10 protein-coding genes, 1 tRNA gene and 1 pseudogene are annotated in these 15,463 nt (G+C 49.4%); 4 read left to right on the top strand and 8 right to left on the bottom strand.

The annotated features are described in order from the left end of the window. Nucleotides 1–31: 31 nt before the first annotated feature. Nucleotides 32–105 (bottom strand) — tRNA-Arg (locus N836_RS46835). A gap of 86 nt (nt 106–191) precedes the next feature. On the opposite strand from N836_RS46835, the gene N836_RS0137410 reads away from it, so the two are divergent. Together N836_RS0137410 and N836_RS46830 are read left to right on the top strand one after the other, a co-directional pair. After that, on the top strand, nt 192–1,127 hold the full coding sequence (locus N836_RS0137410; protein WP_235071051.1) for an ABC transporter ATP-binding protein: 936 nt from the start codon (nt 192–194) through the stop codon (nt 1,125–1,127). 646 nt (nt 1,128–1,773) lie between these two features. Continuing rightward, nucleotides 1,774–1,977: a hypothetical protein gene (locus N836_RS46830; protein ID WP_023071595.1), complete on the top strand. Its 204-nt coding sequence runs from the start codon at nt 1,774–1,776 to the stop codon at nt 1,975–1,977. A gap of 83 nt (nt 1,978–2,060) precedes the next feature. Here N836_RS46830 and N836_RS46825 read toward each other — a convergent pair whose 3' ends face one another. From N836_RS46825 to rpsB, 6 genes are all read right to left on the bottom strand, one after another. Next, nucleotides 2,061–5,171 (bottom strand): CHAT domain-containing tetratricopeptide repeat protein, encoded by a 3,111-nt coding sequence (locus N836_RS46825; RefSeq protein WP_023071594.1) that lies wholly within the window; start codon nt 5,169–5,171, stop codon nt 2,061–2,063. 286 nt (nt 5,172–5,457) lie between these two features. Beyond that, nucleotides 5,458–6,462 (bottom strand): trypsin-like serine peptidase, encoded by a 1,005-nt coding sequence (locus N836_RS46820; protein ID WP_023071593.1) that lies wholly within the window; start codon nt 6,460–6,462, stop codon nt 5,458–5,460. Between the two features lie 193 nt (nt 6,463–6,655). Then, nucleotides 6,656–9,130, bottom strand: a complete 2,475-nt coding sequence (gene recG / locus N836_RS46815; RefSeq protein WP_023071592.1) for an ATP-dependent DNA helicase RecG — start codon at nt 9,128–9,130, stop codon at nt 6,656–6,658. Continuing rightward, entirely contained in the window at nt 9,130–10,353 is a 1,224-nt protein-coding gene (locus tag N836_RS46810) for a hypothetical protein (protein ID WP_023071591.1), read from the bottom strand. The genes recG and N836_RS46810 overlap by 1 nt, the downstream gene beginning before the upstream one ends. A gap of 207 nt (nt 10,354–10,560) precedes the next feature. Then, on the bottom strand, nt 10,561–11,328 hold the full coding sequence (tsf, locus tag N836_RS46805) for a translation elongation factor Ts (RefSeq protein WP_023071590.1): 768 nt from the start codon (nt 11,326–11,328) through the stop codon (nt 10,561–10,563). A gap of 132 nt (nt 11,329–11,460) precedes the next feature. Next, nucleotides 11,461–12,327 (bottom strand): 30S ribosomal protein S2, encoded by an 867-nt coding sequence (gene rpsB, locus N836_RS46800; RefSeq protein ID WP_023071589.1) that lies wholly within the window; start codon nt 12,325–12,327, stop codon nt 11,461–11,463. 308 nt (nt 12,328–12,635) lie between these two features. Between rpsB and N836_RS46795 the strand changes: the two genes are divergently transcribed. After that, nucleotides 12,636–13,856, top strand: a complete 1,221-nt coding sequence (locus N836_RS46795; protein WP_031292016.1) for a type IV pilus twitching motility protein PilT — start codon at nt 12,636–12,638, stop codon at nt 13,854–13,856. A 23-nt stretch (nt 13,857–13,879) separates the two neighbouring features. On the opposite strand, the gene cofG is transcribed toward N836_RS46795, so the two are convergent. Continuing rightward, nucleotides 13,880–14,836, bottom strand: coding sequence for a 7,8-didemethyl-8-hydroxy-5-deazariboflavin synthase subunit CofG (gene cofG / locus N836_RS46790; RefSeq protein WP_023071587.1), 957 nt, complete (start codon nt 14,834–14,836; stop codon nt 13,880–13,882). Nucleotides 14,837–15,163: 327 nt separating this feature from the next. Between cofG and N836_RS0137405 the strand changes: the two are divergent. Beyond that, nucleotides 15,164–15,463: pseudogene (locus tag N836_RS0137405) on the top strand (photosystem II q(b) protein); the annotation flags it as partial.

Below are 15,463 nucleotides of genomic sequence, written 5' to 3'. Positions count from 1 at the left end.
TTACTGTGCTCTAACAATTAAAAGAATTAAACGAGCATGGAGGGATTCGAACCCCCGACCGCCAGAACCGGAATCTGGTGCTCTATCCAGCTGAGCTACATGCCCTTGATGCTAAATACATTAGTCAGGAACCGTGGTTCATCTTATCACTTGTGTTCGTATCTGTCTTGGACTTTACGTTAAAGGTATTAATGCCATACCCTCGTAGGGTTATCCAAGATTTGGGCTGTGTGCTTGATATTCAAGACTTATCAAAAGCTTTCGGTCAACGGCGGGCGTTGACGAAGCTCACCCTCAAGTTATTGCCCGGCGAGGTATACGGCCTGTTGGGTCCGAATGGGGCTGGAAAAACTACGACTATTAATTTGCTGAGTGGCTTACTGCGACCTGATAGTGGTCAGGTTTTGATTGCTGGTCAGTCTGCTTCGAAGACTACCAAGACTTATTTAGGCGTGATGCCGCAGCAAAATTTGCTGTATCAAAGTTTGACCTGCGGTGAGAACCTGGCATTTTTTGCCAAAATCTATGGCGTGTCGTCATCGCTGAGATCGCAACGTATCCAAACCTGTCTCAAAGCGGTAAACCTGCAAGACCGTGCTCAGTCTGTGGTTGGGGCGCTCAGCGGTGGGATGCAACGGCGGCTAAGTATGGCAGTGGCTATGGTACATCAGCCAAAGCTGGTGGTGCTAGATGAACCTACCACAGGATTAGATATTGAAGCTCGATACGAGGTATGGGAACTGATTCGCCAGCTCAAACAACAAGGGGTAACGGTGTTGTTGACTACCCATCTGCTGGATGAGGCGGAACGGCTGTGCGATCGCATCGGTTTTCTTAAGCAGGGGCAGTTATTAGCTCAAGGTAACTTGCCAGAATTACGAATGCGGATCCCGGCTCAGGAAGTCGTCACGCTCCAGACAACAGATGAGGCGGCAGCCATTACCAGGGCAAATAGCCATGGATTCACTATGCGCCGGTATGCTGGGCAGCTGGCCTTTTGGATTCCACAGCGATTAGAACTCAAGGAGTTACTCGATAAATTTGATGGTATTCCTATCGATTCGATTGCCCGTAGTCCAGTGACCTTGGAGCATATTTATTTGGAAATGACCCGTCAGCATCAATAGGGCCCAATACGTAAGATTTTAGCTCTACAGAAATTTCCTAAAGCCTGATGAATCCTATGACTTGGAGGTTACTTCAATACAGATTTATTGAAGTTCACTCGGTGTTTATGTTCATTGTTTAAGTGTCTGGGGTAGTCTATGTTTAGTTCGAAAGAACGTTTATGACTACTGCGTTTGCAGCTTAAATCTAATCTCTATTTAGACTGACTTTTTAGCAGTTTCCTTATACAGAACCATCTAATCCAAAAAGGCGTCGAGACTAGTCTCGACGCCTTTTTGGTCTATGTGACTTGAGTTAACCATTACCAATGACACCAAATCTGAATTTGGCAAACTCGGTACCTGTTGAGCGCACTTTAATATTTCTTTAAGTATGCTTACGCAGCTTTTATGGACGTTCTAAAAACCGTAGGTTAGTTTAGGCACAGTTCATACGAACAACTTATACAGAAACCTACCTATTAGCTAGATGTGCCCATTTAGGGAATGTTTGGCAACCTTATACGGACGTTTTCTATACTGAAAATATAAAAGTGATTAAGCCTCTGCCTTTGAGTAGAGGCTTGATTGCTTTAAACCTGAAGCAAAAGGTTCAGCTAATATAGCTTTGATTTAAATCTGTATTAGTGGTGAGCCCAGCAAACCTATGGCTAAGTTTCTACTTGTTCTGATTCCAGCCTGTTTAGTGGTTGCGATCGCTATCCTTTCTGTACAGAATGCTACCCCTGTTTCACTGCAGTTTCTTGCATTTCGGTCAGTGGTTCTCCCTTTCGGTCTGTGGTTAGGAGTTGGTCTAGCCGCTGGCATGCTAGGCACGTCAGCTTTACTGACCCTATTTGCAGGGAGGTAACGGATACTGTTGGCGAAGTCGAAACACGGTGTCCGTTGCAGAATTGAGCTATGTGTTCCTTCTGAAGGAAAAGCTTATACGACTTACTGCCATTCCCCTTGCGGAGTAAAAGCTGCCCAGAAGAAGGGGGATTCTTCGGCGTTGAGCATGTCACGCTGAGCGGCCTGCAACGCCGCCGCTGGGGATAGACTGTCTTCGAGTATGTAGCGGTAGACCTTTTCCATGAGCTCAGCGGTTTTTTCGTCATCGATATTCCAAAGAGATACGAGTAGTCGCTCTGCGCCGGCATACATAAAGCCCCTGGAAATGCCGACAATACCTTCCCCACTAACCTCAGTCCCGCGTCCCGTCTGGCAAGCACTGAGCACCACCAGTTCGGCATTGAGTCTGAGATTAAAGATGTCATGCAGGCGCAAAAAGCTATCGTTGCGAGTCTCGCCGTTGCCATTCACCATCGCTAGCACCAGCCCCGATAGTTGTGGGTTGACTTCATTGACAAAGCCGTGAGTGGCCAGATGCACCATGCGGTACTGCTCTAGCTCAGGGTTCGTTGCCCAGTTGTAGTCGGCACTGAGGTCAAAGACCGCATTAGTGTCAGCCTCATCAGGCACCAGGGCGAGGATGCGGTCTGCCTCTTGCCGCGTATGAGGTAGCCGCTGGACGTTATCTAACGCTAGAGAGCGGAGGTTACTGGCTACCAGCACCGGCACGTTGTCAGTTGTCGGAGGTGTTTCGGCGATGACCTCCCCCGTCAATCGCGCATCCTCAGTTGAGTAGATGGGGTCGGCCAATACGGCCAGTGCTTTCGGTGCTGGGGGGCGGTCCCCCAGTTCCTGCCGCAGAATAGCGATCGCGGAAGCCGAGGGCTGGCTGAGTATTTCATGTTCCCTTAGCAGCGGAGTGTAGTCGCTGCGGTTGGGCACCGGCAAGGCAGCGAAGGGGATCTGATTGAGAATGCCATCACCGGCAATCAGCAGACGCTTACCAGCCATCCACTCAGGCCGTTCTGGCAGGATGACGGCCTGCAACGCTTTGCCCGATTGCTTGACTCTTCTGCCTAGGCCGATGGCCCCTGGAGTACTGACGGCCTTTCTGAAACGCTTGGCCACACCATTGTTAGCGGTCAGCTCGTCCCGTCCAGGGAGGATATAGGTTTCAAATTCATCGGCCCCGGTGCCGATTATCCATAGATAGCTCTGATCATTCCCCAAGGCATACTGGAGCAGCACGGTGTCTGAGTCGAGGACCTGTTGCCGAATCTCATCCAGTGTGAGGGGTTTGGGGGCTTTTAGTTCGGCGTAAGCGGGGCTGACCTGGCGAATTTGAGCTAGTTTTTGCTCCAGTTTTTGCAACACCGCATCGCTTTCTTGATCTAGTGCCTGGAGGTCGGTCTCGGTGTAGTCTTGCTTCACCAGGGCGACTCGACGACTTTCGAGATTTTGCAGCTGTCGTTGCAAGGCCTGTTCTTCCTCCAGCAGTGTGGGCTCTACCCCCTGACGAATATTGACTTGCGCTTCGTTGAGTAGTTCCAGCAGGGTGCGAGCGCGGGCGGCTTCGCTGGTGTTGAAGGCGGCTTCGGTCTCCCCCAGCTCCATGAGGATGTCGATTTTGAATTGGTAGTAGCCCTGGACGGTGGAGAAGTAAGTGGTTTGCAGCTCAGCGTTACTGAAGGTGGCCCGCAATTCTTCAATCAGGTCAATTGCCTGGTCAATATTCTCTAGTGCCAGAGACAAATTGCCTTGCTCACGGTGAAGTCTAGCCACATTTCTCAGAGTGACAGCTTCTCCCCTGCGGTCTCCCACCGCCCGTCGTAACGTTAGGGCCTGATTGTGGTAACCCAGGGCTTGTTGCTCATCCCTTAGGTCCTGGTAGACAGCGCCAATGTTATTGAGGGTGACAGCTTCTCCCCTGCGGTCGTCTACAGCCCGCATCAAGAGCAGAGCCTGATTATAGGAGTCTAGAGCTTGCTGTTTAGCACCAAAGCCATCATAGATGAAACCAATGTTGTTGAGGGTATTGGCTTCTCCACCGCGGTCACCTGCGGTCCGCATCAGAGGCAGGGCTTGATAGTAGTAATCTAGGGCTTGCTGTGGTTCCCTCAGAGTACTGTAGACAGCGCCAATGTTGCTGAGGGTAATTCCTGCCCCGGCCCAGTTCCCCACGGCCCGCATCAAGATCAGTGCTTGGTTGTAATAGTTTAAGGCTTGCTGCTGCTTCCCTAGAGTCCTGTGGACAAGGCCAATGTTGTGGAGGGTGCGGGCTTCTCCGGCGCGGTCACTTACGGCCCGACTTAAGGTTAGGGCCTGATTGTAGTAATCCAGGGCTTGTTGCTTATCCCCTAGGTCATCGTAAACAGCGCCAATGTTATTAAGGGTACTGGCTTCTCCGGCGCGGTCACTTATAGCGCGCCACAAGAGTAGAGCCTTATTGAAGTAATTCAGGGCTTGTTGCTTATCCCCTAGGTCATCGTAAACAGTGCCAATGTTATTGAGTGTACTGGCCTCTCCGGCGCGGTCCCTTGTGTCGCGCCGCAAGGTTAGGGCCTGATTATAGTAATTCAGGGCTTGTTGCTTATCCCCTAGGTCATCGTAAACAGTGCCAATGTTATTGAGAGTAGTGGCTTCTCCGACTTGGTTCCCCTCGACACGCCACAAGGGTAGGGCCTGATTATAGTAGTCCAGGGCTTGTTGCTTATCCCCTAGGTCCGAGTAGACAAAGCCAATGTTATTGAGGGTATTGGCTTCTCCGGCGCGGTCCCTTGTGGCGCGCCACAAGAGTAGAGCCTGATTGTAGTAGCTCAGGGCTTGTTGCTTATCCCCTAGGTCCGAGTAGATAAAGCCAATGCCAGTTAGGGTATTGGCTTGCCCAACCTGGTTACCTGCCTGCTGGTACTCTTGATCAGCCTGCTGCCACACCTGAATGGCCTGCCACAGGGATTCGACACTGCCTTCTCGGTAAAGTTGCATCCCCTGCTGGAATAACCTATCAGCGTCTGAAGTGTTGCCTATCTGAGCTAGCTGCAGAAAATGGCTTTGGTTATCTACAGCTGTTGTGGCTATTGCAGCCACTTGCTGAGGCAGGAGCGCTGAGTTATCGCCTTGGCTCGCCAGGCTTGGTAACGCTAATGCCAGCAAGCCCAACCCTACTGACCCTTTCAATCCAATTCGAATCCAGAAGCAGTAGTGCATGCTCATATTCAATCACCTCAACAGAACTGAATTGCCAAAAGAGTTAAACAAAAGGGGGAGTTTGCAAGTTAGGACATAATTGCATTTTTCCAGAGTGGAAGCTAGTCCCTGCGGATAACAGGGACTGATTATGCTTGTCTTTCTTGCAAGGTCTTACGCCAATTGAGTTTTGGGATCTGCCATGTCAAGGTTGATGTTCTTCTAAACCTATATGACACTCCTATTCCTTCTAGAAGTTCGGGCACTGGGACGTGGCAAAATTCCAGTTAACTGATGTTAAGTTGCCGACGATTTATTGGCTTAATAGACTTCTGGCCTGACTTGCCCACCGTGAAACGAGCACACCCCCATTGAGCACATCGGTCGAGACGCCATTTGGCAGAGTGGTTGCCCTTTCCAAAGGAATGCTGCGGGAGTGAAGTCCTACAATGGCATAGGTATCAGTATCGGTGAAGTAGGCAAAAATTGGCCCGCCCGATGCACCTGGATTCGTATCGCAGTCGTGCGCTAGGGTATCGACCAGGGCTCCAGTGGTAATCTCTCCTAAAACACTGCAGGCTGGATCAACGCCAGCCGTTTCTGTCGGATTGCCAAATTCTCGCAAGGTGTCGGTAGGAAAATCCCCCGCATATCCAACTAGTTGGATAGCTTCAAATAGTTCCCTTTGCACCTCGGCCGCTGAGAAGTTTAATTGTCGCCAGCCCATATGACCATAGCGGTCGGCAGCTCCCAAAGGCTGGTCAATTGTCATTAGCGCCCAGTCATCAGCTGGAGCCTCAGATTCTGGAGTCCAGCCGGTGACAAAGGTGGTGACCGTAGCCTCCTCGTCGGTGACGCCCGCAATCAGATTCGGTTTAAACACCAGTTTGGCCGGCATGTCAGCATAGATTGCGGGCGTCACCAAAACATCTTGAGAATCCCTATTCGGCACTAGCAGACAATGGGAATTGGTCAGAACTAGATCTGTGCCAATGAGTGTGGCAGTGCAGGAAGCAAAAGTTTGTCCTTCATATATCCAATCAAGGCGGCCAATGGCTGACCAGGGAAATGCTTGAGTTTGCACTGGCTCTCTATCGTCAGGACCAACTACAACGCGATCATTGCCGTACGGGTTATTAGACTGCATCAGGTTGATAGGCATCGTTGTAGCCCTATCGGTAGATGGGTTGAAGGGTAGGTTTACTGCCGGAGGAGCCTCTTCATCAGCTGGGGTTTGGGCAACAGAAGGCAGGCGTTCACTCAGACTGCTGAAGCCCAACAGACCCACGATAGCGAATACCGAGATATGCTTGTTCATAGAGGCTCCTCACGAGTTTAAAGATTTGGGCGATATCAATGTGGGCGATCCATAAAACAGTTTAGTTTGGTCGATTGGCGTCAGGCTTTAGGTATCAGAATTTGATACAACTCAGGTCCAGAAGAAGTCGATTCTCCGGTGTTGAGCATGTCGTAGTCAACAAATCACCCAAATTTCTAAACTTGACGAGCTACTAGGTAAAGATCGCCCCACCCATCAGCTTGATGTAGCGTCGGTTCAATTCTTTTTTGATCAAGGGCCATAGTTCCAGAGTCGAGTCCTGTTGAATTAACTGCTCTGCGGCTGTCCGAGCGAGTTCTAACACCTCTTGATCGTGAACCAGGCTGGCCAGGGCAAAGTCTGGCAGCCCCGATTGGCGGGTACCCATGACTTCACCGGGGCCGCGAAAGCGCAAATCCATTTCAGCAATAAAGAAACCATCTTGGGATTGTTCTAGTACCCTAAGCCGCTGTAGCGCGGTTTCGCTTTTGCTGCTGCTCATTAGTAAACAGTAAGACTGGTCAGCCCCTCGGCCTACACGTCCCCTTAGCTGATGTAGCTGCGATAGACCAAAGCGTTCGGCGTGCTCAATTAACATGACGCTGGTGTTAGGGACATCCACACCCACCTCTACAACCGTTGTGGATACCAAAATTTGGGTGTGGCGATCGCGAAATTGGGTAATGGCAGCATCTTTATCAGCAGAGGTCATACGGCCATGGAGTAACCCCACTTGAAACTCTGGGAAGACAACCTCACTCAGGCGCTGATGTTCTTCGATGGCAGAACGCAGGTCTAGCTTTTCAGATTCGTCCACCAGGGGTAAAACGATGTAGACCTGGCGTCCCTGGGCGATTTCTCGACGGATCAAATCATAGGCGTGGTTGCGATCGCGACCCGTCAGCAGCGTTGTTTGAATTGGCTTTCGCCCCGGCGGTAACTCATCAATTTGACTAACGTCTAGATCTCCATGGAGCGTCAGGGCCAGAGTACGAGGTATGGGGGTAGCTGTCAGCGTCAGAACGTGAGGATTTTCTCCTTTTTGCTGTAATCTGGCTCGTTGTGCCACCCCAAATCGGTGCTGCTCATCAATAGTGACTAGGCCCAAACGGCTAAATTTCACCGGATCTTCAATCAGAGCGTGGGTTCCGACTAAAATAGGCAGCTCCCTAGTTGCTAATTGAGAATGAATTTCTCTACGTTTAGCTGTTTTGGTCGAGCCCGTCAGCAACTCCACAGGTAAGTGCAGCAGATTAAACCACTCGACTAATTTGCGATAGTGCTGCTCGGCGAGAACTTCAGTCGGTGCCATGAGCGCGGCTTGATACCCAGCCTGAATGGCAGCGAGGATGGCCACGACAGCTACCACCGTTTTACCGGAGCCTACATCACCCTGGACCAATCGATTCATCGGTGTCGATTGCTGTAAGTCCACCAAAATTTCTTGCACTACTCGCGACTGAGCCCCAGTCAGTTGAAATGGCAGCAAATGGTAGAACTGCTCGATCAGTTCTCCTGTGGGCGCCATATGAATTTTGGTCTGTGCCTGTTGCTGTTGGCGACGGGACAGTAGCCCCAGTTGTAGATAGAAAAACTCATCGAAGACCAGACGACGACGGGCTATCGCTAGAGCTTCACTATCGGGTGGAAAATGGATGTGGGCGATGGCCATAGGTAGCTGAGTCAGCCCATGTTGTTCCCGCAGAGCGGTGGGAAATGGATCGCGAATTTCTACAGCGGCAGGCAGAGCTGCTACAACTGCTTTACGCACCAGAGATGCTGGCACTCCTTCAGTTAGAGGATACACAGGGACTATACGCCCCACCGTGTCAGAGTCAATTGCTGCTTGCGCATCTCCCAGTACTTCCAGGTCGGGATCATCCAGGGTGATGCCATATTTCCCTTTTTTGACGAGGCCGGATGCGGCTACTGTTGACCCGACAGGATAGAGTCGTTTTTGACGTTCTTGCCAACCGCGATTCCGAAAGCGTGTTCCGGCAAAGAAGCGGCTGATTTTGAGGGTGCCAGTACCGTCATAAAGGCTGAGTTCAAAAATAGTGAGTTTGGCATTACGGGGGCTATTAAAGCAATTGCAACGCCGTACGGTGCCCACAATCGTGACCGTATCACCTGCCGTGAGATCGCGAATTTTTACCTGACGGGCATAGTCTAAATGGTCGCGGGGATAGTAGTAGAGCACATCCCGCACGGTGTACAGACCTAATTTTGCTAAACGTTCGCTGTTTTTGGGACCCATGCCCTTGAGGTAGGTGATGGGCTGCTCCAGGGGGTGGCCCGATCGCGTTGAGTTTGGAGCTTTAGCGATGAGGGATTTGGTCTTGGCTAGCGGGTTAGATTTCGGGGTGTTTTCACCGACTTTAGGACTGGGTTTATCCAGTAGCTGGCGGCTTTGTTGTAAAAACCTGCGGGTGTCAGCGACCAGATGCTGTCGTTGGGCAAAACTGAGGGCGCTGTATTTATCAAAGTCTTCAGATAGACTCCGCCAGCGTTCTTGGTCGATGGGAGGAAGATTGCTGGGGGAGCTGCGTAAGCTATCACGCAAAAATTCGCTAAATCGTTTTTGGTGACCTTGTAGGTCATTAAATCCTGCTTCAGCTTCGACACTGAGCGCTTTTTGCAGACGGAGCCAGTCAGGCTGATTGGCCATCAGTCGTTGGTCCAGCTTGCTCTCCAGGCGTCCTCGGCTTGTGCGATCGCAAGCTGTCGTTCAGAATCCTTATAGGCATGCCCAATTTGTTTAAGATGGGCCATTTTCTTACGAATCCGACTACGCCAAACGGCAACATTAGTCTCAGCAAATTCAATTTCTGAAAGCCGTAAATGAATCATGACAAAATCAGGCAGAGACTCTAACTGCAGGAATTGCGGCATTGATATAGTCTCCTCGGCGCGGTTGTCTGCACCATCATGTTCATCTTCCGCAGTATCATCCTCAGTAAGTATGGCCGCAGAGAGTTCAGCCTCAGACCATTCTTCTGACTTAGCCTCATCATCTTCATCTACATCAGAGTCTAGTTCAGATGGCTCATCACTCTTCTCAAACCGTTCCTTGTGGGGCTCGTGCAATATCTTGATCGACAGTCTGACCAAGTTGGGTGTTTTCATCGGAATATGCCCAAAACGCTCTGACTCTGCAGTAGCCGTTAATAGCGCCTGGGGGATCTCTGGCATCACATCTGCCTTTTGCAAAATTTCGTTCGCTTTTTCTGAGATGACTTTCAGCACATCTCGAATTGCTTTTTCAATGAGAATTTGCCGTCTCATTAGCTGCGCAGGTTGCATGGGTTCGATTGGCGTTTGGCTTGATTTCACTGCATTGAGTGATTCACTGTCTATGAGTGAACGGATGTCAGCCAATAATTTGTCTTGAGAGTTCTTTGTTGTTGTGGGCTGTTCGGAGGTCGTGTTTGTAGCCCACTGCTCATCATCACTACTATCCGTAGATGTATCCTCGGCTGCAGGCTGGCGCTCAGGCTCAGGGGAAGCGTTCTCCACTTCAGGGGTTTCCCTTGCCGAAGCTGCCTCTAAAAATAGCTGTCGAATGACTGCCAGACCATCTTCCTCAGCTGGCTGTAAGCTAAGACGCTTTGCCGTATCCCACTTATCGTTGAGCTGTGCTTCAATCTGATTGCCTAATTCCCGTAGCTTTTGCTGTAGGCGATCACGCTGAGACAAACTCAGGGCTAGAAAATTTTCAGGATAAACCTGAGTGCATACATGATATGCCGCCAGTACCAACTGCCGTTTACCAGCCTGACTCAAAACTCGCAAATACTTATCAACTAGTGCTTCAAGCTCAGTGGCGATATCAGCAGTTTGTGTTTGAAGTTTGGAGAGCTGCTGTTCAATATGACCACTTGAATTAACCATTCGGCGGATATTAGACAGAATTTTAATAGGGCAATAGCCCGAAGGCTAAGCTGCAAATCCTAGTATAGAACCTATGACAAATGTCCTCATGGGTGAGAATATCCCATGTAGACATTCTTAATCGCTCATCCTCAAAACTAAGGCAGGCATCCAAAAGAGCCTGCCCTATAAGTTAAGAAGAGTAATCATTACCTTTCAAGGTAGTGATTACTTTTTCTTTTTCTTTGTATTTTTCTTTTTCTCAGCTTTAGGCGCTGCCTTATCTGCTGGCTTTTTCTCAGCTTTAGGTGCTTCTGTCTCGGCGGGTTTCTCTGCCTTTTTCTTACCTGTCTGAGCGGCTACTTCTTCTGCGAAGTTTTCTTCCTTTTTCTCAATACCTTCACCCAAGGTGAAGCGAGAAAATCGGCGAACTTGAATATTTTCACCGAGGGTCGCGACCGATTGCTTAATCAACTCTTCAACAGTGATATTCTGATCCTTAATAAATGGCTGATCCATCAAAGACTTTTCCTTCAAGCCCTTTTGAATACGTCCATCTACAATTTTGGCTCGAATATTTTCGGGTTTGCTGGCCAAGTCCTCACGACCCATTTCGATTTCGCGTTCGCGGGCAATGGATGCTTCAGGGATTTCGCTGCTTCTGACCACTTCAACATTGGGGCAAGCGGCGATCTGCATGGCAATGTCGCGAGCTAAGGTTTTGAACTCATCACGGCGGGCAACAAAATCTGTTTCGCAGTTGATTTCTACCAGCACGCCAACACGACCACCCGTGTGGATATAGCTTTCAACCAGTCCTTCAGCTGCGATCCGGCCCTCTTTTTTGGCTGCTGAAGTAATGCCTTTTTGGCGGAGCCATTCGACAGCCTTCTGCAGGTCGCCTTCTGATTCCTGGAGAGCTTTTTTACAATCCATCATGCCTGCGCCTGTTGTGTCACGCAGTTCCTTTACTTGTTTTGCAGAAATGCCTGCCATTATCTCCTCCTACACTAATGTTTTACGTTCAAACAAGTACTCTGCTAATGCCAAGACTATTGCTTGAAGCATAAGCAGCTGATCCCACAACAGGATCAGCTGCTTATGCAAGACATAAAAGTCTAAAGCACGTTATTCGCTCTCTACTGCAGAGACTACTTCATCTGCTGCGACTACTTCATCTGCTGCGACTACTTCATCTGCTTCAGAGGCATCTCCAGTGGCGGAGACATCGGCCTCACTATAATCATAATCTTCTTCGGCACTCGGATAGTCAGCATAAATGTCGTCTTCATCACCTTGCTCCTGAGGTGCCTGACCGTGGGATCCTTCGTAGATCGCATTCGCTAAACTACCCAGGATTAATTTGATCGACCGGATCGCGTCATCATTACCTGGAATGGGGATATCGACCACATCGGGGTCACAATTTGTGTCTAATAGTGACACGATGGGAATCCCCAGCTTTTGACATTCCTGTACGGCGTTGTATTCACGCTTAATGTCAACCATGATGACAACATCGGGCAGACGTCGCATCAGCTTGATACCGCCCAGATACTTCTGCAATTTCTCCAGCTCACGCCGTAAAACTGCAGCCTCTTTCTTAGGCCGGAGAGCTAAAGCACCTGTCTCCTGCATGCGCTCTAATTCCTTCAGCCGCTCTACACGAGTTTTGATGGTGGTCCAGTTGGTTAACATGCCGCCCAGCCACCGCTGGTTAATGTAATAAGAGCCGCAGCGTTTCGCCTCTTCAGCTACAATGCCAGCTGCTTGCCGCTTGGTACCAACAAATAAAAACTTCTGACCTTTCTCAGCTGAGCTACGCACAAATGAGTAAGCACTGTCTAGTAGCTTGGCGGTCTGGACTAGATCAATAATATGTACACCATTACGAGCAGTGAAGATGTACTGATCCATTTTGGGATTCCAGCGGCGGGTCTGATGACCAAAATGAACCCCTGACTCAAGCAGTTGAGCCAACGTTACAACAGGCATTTAATTTTCTCCTTTCGGGTTAAACCTCCACTTGGTGCGTATCTCAGTAATAGCTTATAGCCCTAAATTGGGCGGCTCGATCCTAAAACACCCGAAATATCCAAGTGTGTGAATTTTTTACAGCTAGATAAGAGTAGCACAGTTAAGGAGCTGGTGTGCTTGAGCGATGACCGTAGCTGGAGTCTGCTATTTGAGGTTGCAATTTTGGGTAGGCTGTGGATGATTGATAAGTGTGTCTGCAACTCACAAAGTGGCACAGACGTGCTTCCTTGATGTTGCCCGTCGTTATGTAAGGCTTTTGGTGTTTTATGACTGATTCGCAACGCCCCTCCTCAATGCCCTCTGCTCCACCGCCGCCGCCGAAGCGGGCTGTGCCGCCCCCACCGCCAGGAATGGGTAGGGCTGCAGGGGCTCGTACAGCTACACCACCACCGATGCCAAAATCCGCTGGTGGTGTCAGGGTTGGAGGCGGATTAACTCTAGAACGCATTGTTCGTGAAGCCTTCGATAAAGGATTCTCTGATGTTCATCTGGGTGTGGGCGAAGTTCCTCGTTTTCGTAATCGTGGGGAAATTGAGACTACAGATTATCCAGCGACAGATGAAGCGATATTCTATAGTTGGCTTTCTGAAGTACTGAAGCCAGATCAGATTCAGGATTTCAAGCAGACCATGGACTTTGATGGCGCTGCACACTTTGATTTTACGCGTGTGCGGATTAACATCTTTAATACTTTGCGGGGGCCATCGCTGGTCATGCGTCTGATTCCGGTCAAAATCTTGACGATCGATCAGCTGAATTTGCCTGTAGTGCTAAAGGATATTTGTCATTATCACAAGGGTTTAGTGCTGGTAACGGGACCTACTGGGTCGGGTAAATCTACATCGCTAGCGGCGATGATTGACTATATCAATACGGATATGCCCAAGAACATCGTCACCATTGAGGATCCGGTGGAGTTTGTGCATAGCAGTCGGACATCTTTGATAAAGCAGCGTGAAGTTGGCATTCATACTTTGGAATTTAAGAATGCTCTCAAGGCTTCTTTGCGTGAAGATCCTGATGTCATTCTGATTGGTGAGATTCGCGATCGCGAAACCGTAGATATTGCCTTAAAAGCTGCTCAAACGGGTCACCTGGTGTTTGGTACCTTGCACACCAATAGCGCTGTGAAAACGGTGGAACGTATTTTAGGTATGTACGAGCCTGAACAACAGAGCGCTGTGCGGATATCCATTGCTGAATCTCTAGTGGCAGTTGTGGCTCAGGGGTTATGCCGAACTACGGACGGCAAACGTGCGGCCTTTCATGAAATCATGATCAATACAGATGCCATTAAGGACTATATCCAGCGCGGCCAGCTTGATGAAGTGGAGGCTTTACTGCCGAAATGTACCTTTGATGGCATGTGCAATATGAACCAGTCTCTCTACGCTCTCTATGAGTCAGGGCGAATTACAGAGGAAACGGCCCTAGAAATGTCTCCTCGTCAAAATGAAATGGCCCAGATGCTGCGCGGACGGATTTAGGTCTGACGCACGTTCGTTAATTGTCATGAGTCCAGTCGTGTTCTCCACGATTGGACTTTTTGTTTGAGTGGGGGTGAGAGCCAGTCATCGTGTTGCGGATAAATGGGCAGTCGTGGCTGCAGGCTATAGCCGTTGGATTGCAATAAGTCTGTGAGGGACTTCAGGCTTTGGTGATGGTAGGTCGGGTTGACTTCATCAATGGGGCCAATACCGCCTAAATCTCTGACACCGGACTCTATGCAGTCAATCAGTGTCTGCGAAGACTGCACTAAATTAGGGGGGATCTGGATGGTAACGTCGTCAGGTAGTCGTTGACGTGCCAGTTTGACGGCGGCTAGCAGCATGGCGTCATCGCAGGGTTGGCCTAGCTGCTGCTGGCGTTCTCCTGGTTGATGGGGTTGGAGAATAACTTCTTGGATGTGGCCGTATTGGTGATGGAGATTCGCGATCGCAATCAGTGTCTCTTCCCAATCAGCTTGAGTTTCACCAATTCCTAAAAGTAATCCGGTTGTGAACGGAATCTGTAGCTGTCCTGCCCACGTTAGCTGTTCTAGCCTAACTGCCGGTTGTTTACTAGGGGCACGGCGATGAACGCTGTCCAATAATGTAGGTGTTAGCTGCTCTAGCATTAATCCCATAGAAACATTGGCTTGCTTGAGTTTAGCCATTTCCTCAAACCCTAAAGGTCCAGCGTTGGTATGGGGTAAAAATCCTTCTGCAAGTGCCAGTTGGCAGAGCGCATATATATGTTCTAACCAATCAGCGCGTCGAGAGCTGTGAGGATGAACTTCCCCACTCAGAATTAGTATTTCAATCGCCTTCAATTCTCTAAGGGTAACCCTTGCTTGAGCAAGACTGAGCCATGTGTCAGAGCCTGGCTGGACTCGGAAGTTGCAGTAACTACACTGGTTGAAACACTCATAGGTTGGCACCAGGGTATAAGCCGGACTATAGGTGATGCGCAGGCTCAATGTCGCCAACCTCTTTGCTAATCGTTATAAAAAATGAGTGCTTACTCAAAAATATTAGAGGCCAAATTCTGAGTGCCTGAGCTCAACTCAGGATAGCTCAGGTCGGTCTACAAAGGCCAAGGAGCCTAGATTTTGAGAGCTTAAGTCCTTTTTGTAAAAGGTTTTGAGAGATAAACACTTGTCCGAAAACATCTTAAGCAATGACGTTGGGAATCGATTCCTCAAGAAAAACTCAAGATAAGGAAGTTTACAAAAGTAGGTATTTATTTTAATATATGCATGCAGGCGAATTCGCCTGCTGTCGTACCTCGACAATATTTATAGGATTCATAAATCATGACAACTACTCTACAGCAGCGTCAAAGCGCTAATCTGTGGGATCAGTTTTGTGAGTGGGTTACTAGCACTGAGAACCGCCTCTATGTAGGTTGGTTCGGCGTGCTGATGATCCCCACACTGCTGGCTGCCACTGCCTGTTTCGTAATCGCCTTCATCGCCGCTCCTCCCGTTGACATCGACGGTATCCGTGAGCCCGTTGCTGGTTCTTTGATTCTCGGAAACAACATCATTTCTGGTGCTGTAATTCCTTCTTCCAACGCTATCGGTCTTCACTTCTACCCCATCTGGGAAGCTGCT

Source organism: Leptolyngbya sp. Heron Island J (genome assembly GCF_000482245.1).
Classification (GTDB): domain Bacteria; phylum Cyanobacteriota; class Cyanobacteriia; order Phormidesmidales; family Phormidesmidaceae; genus Leptothoe.
This window is presented reverse-complemented; position numbering and strand designations above follow the sequence as displayed.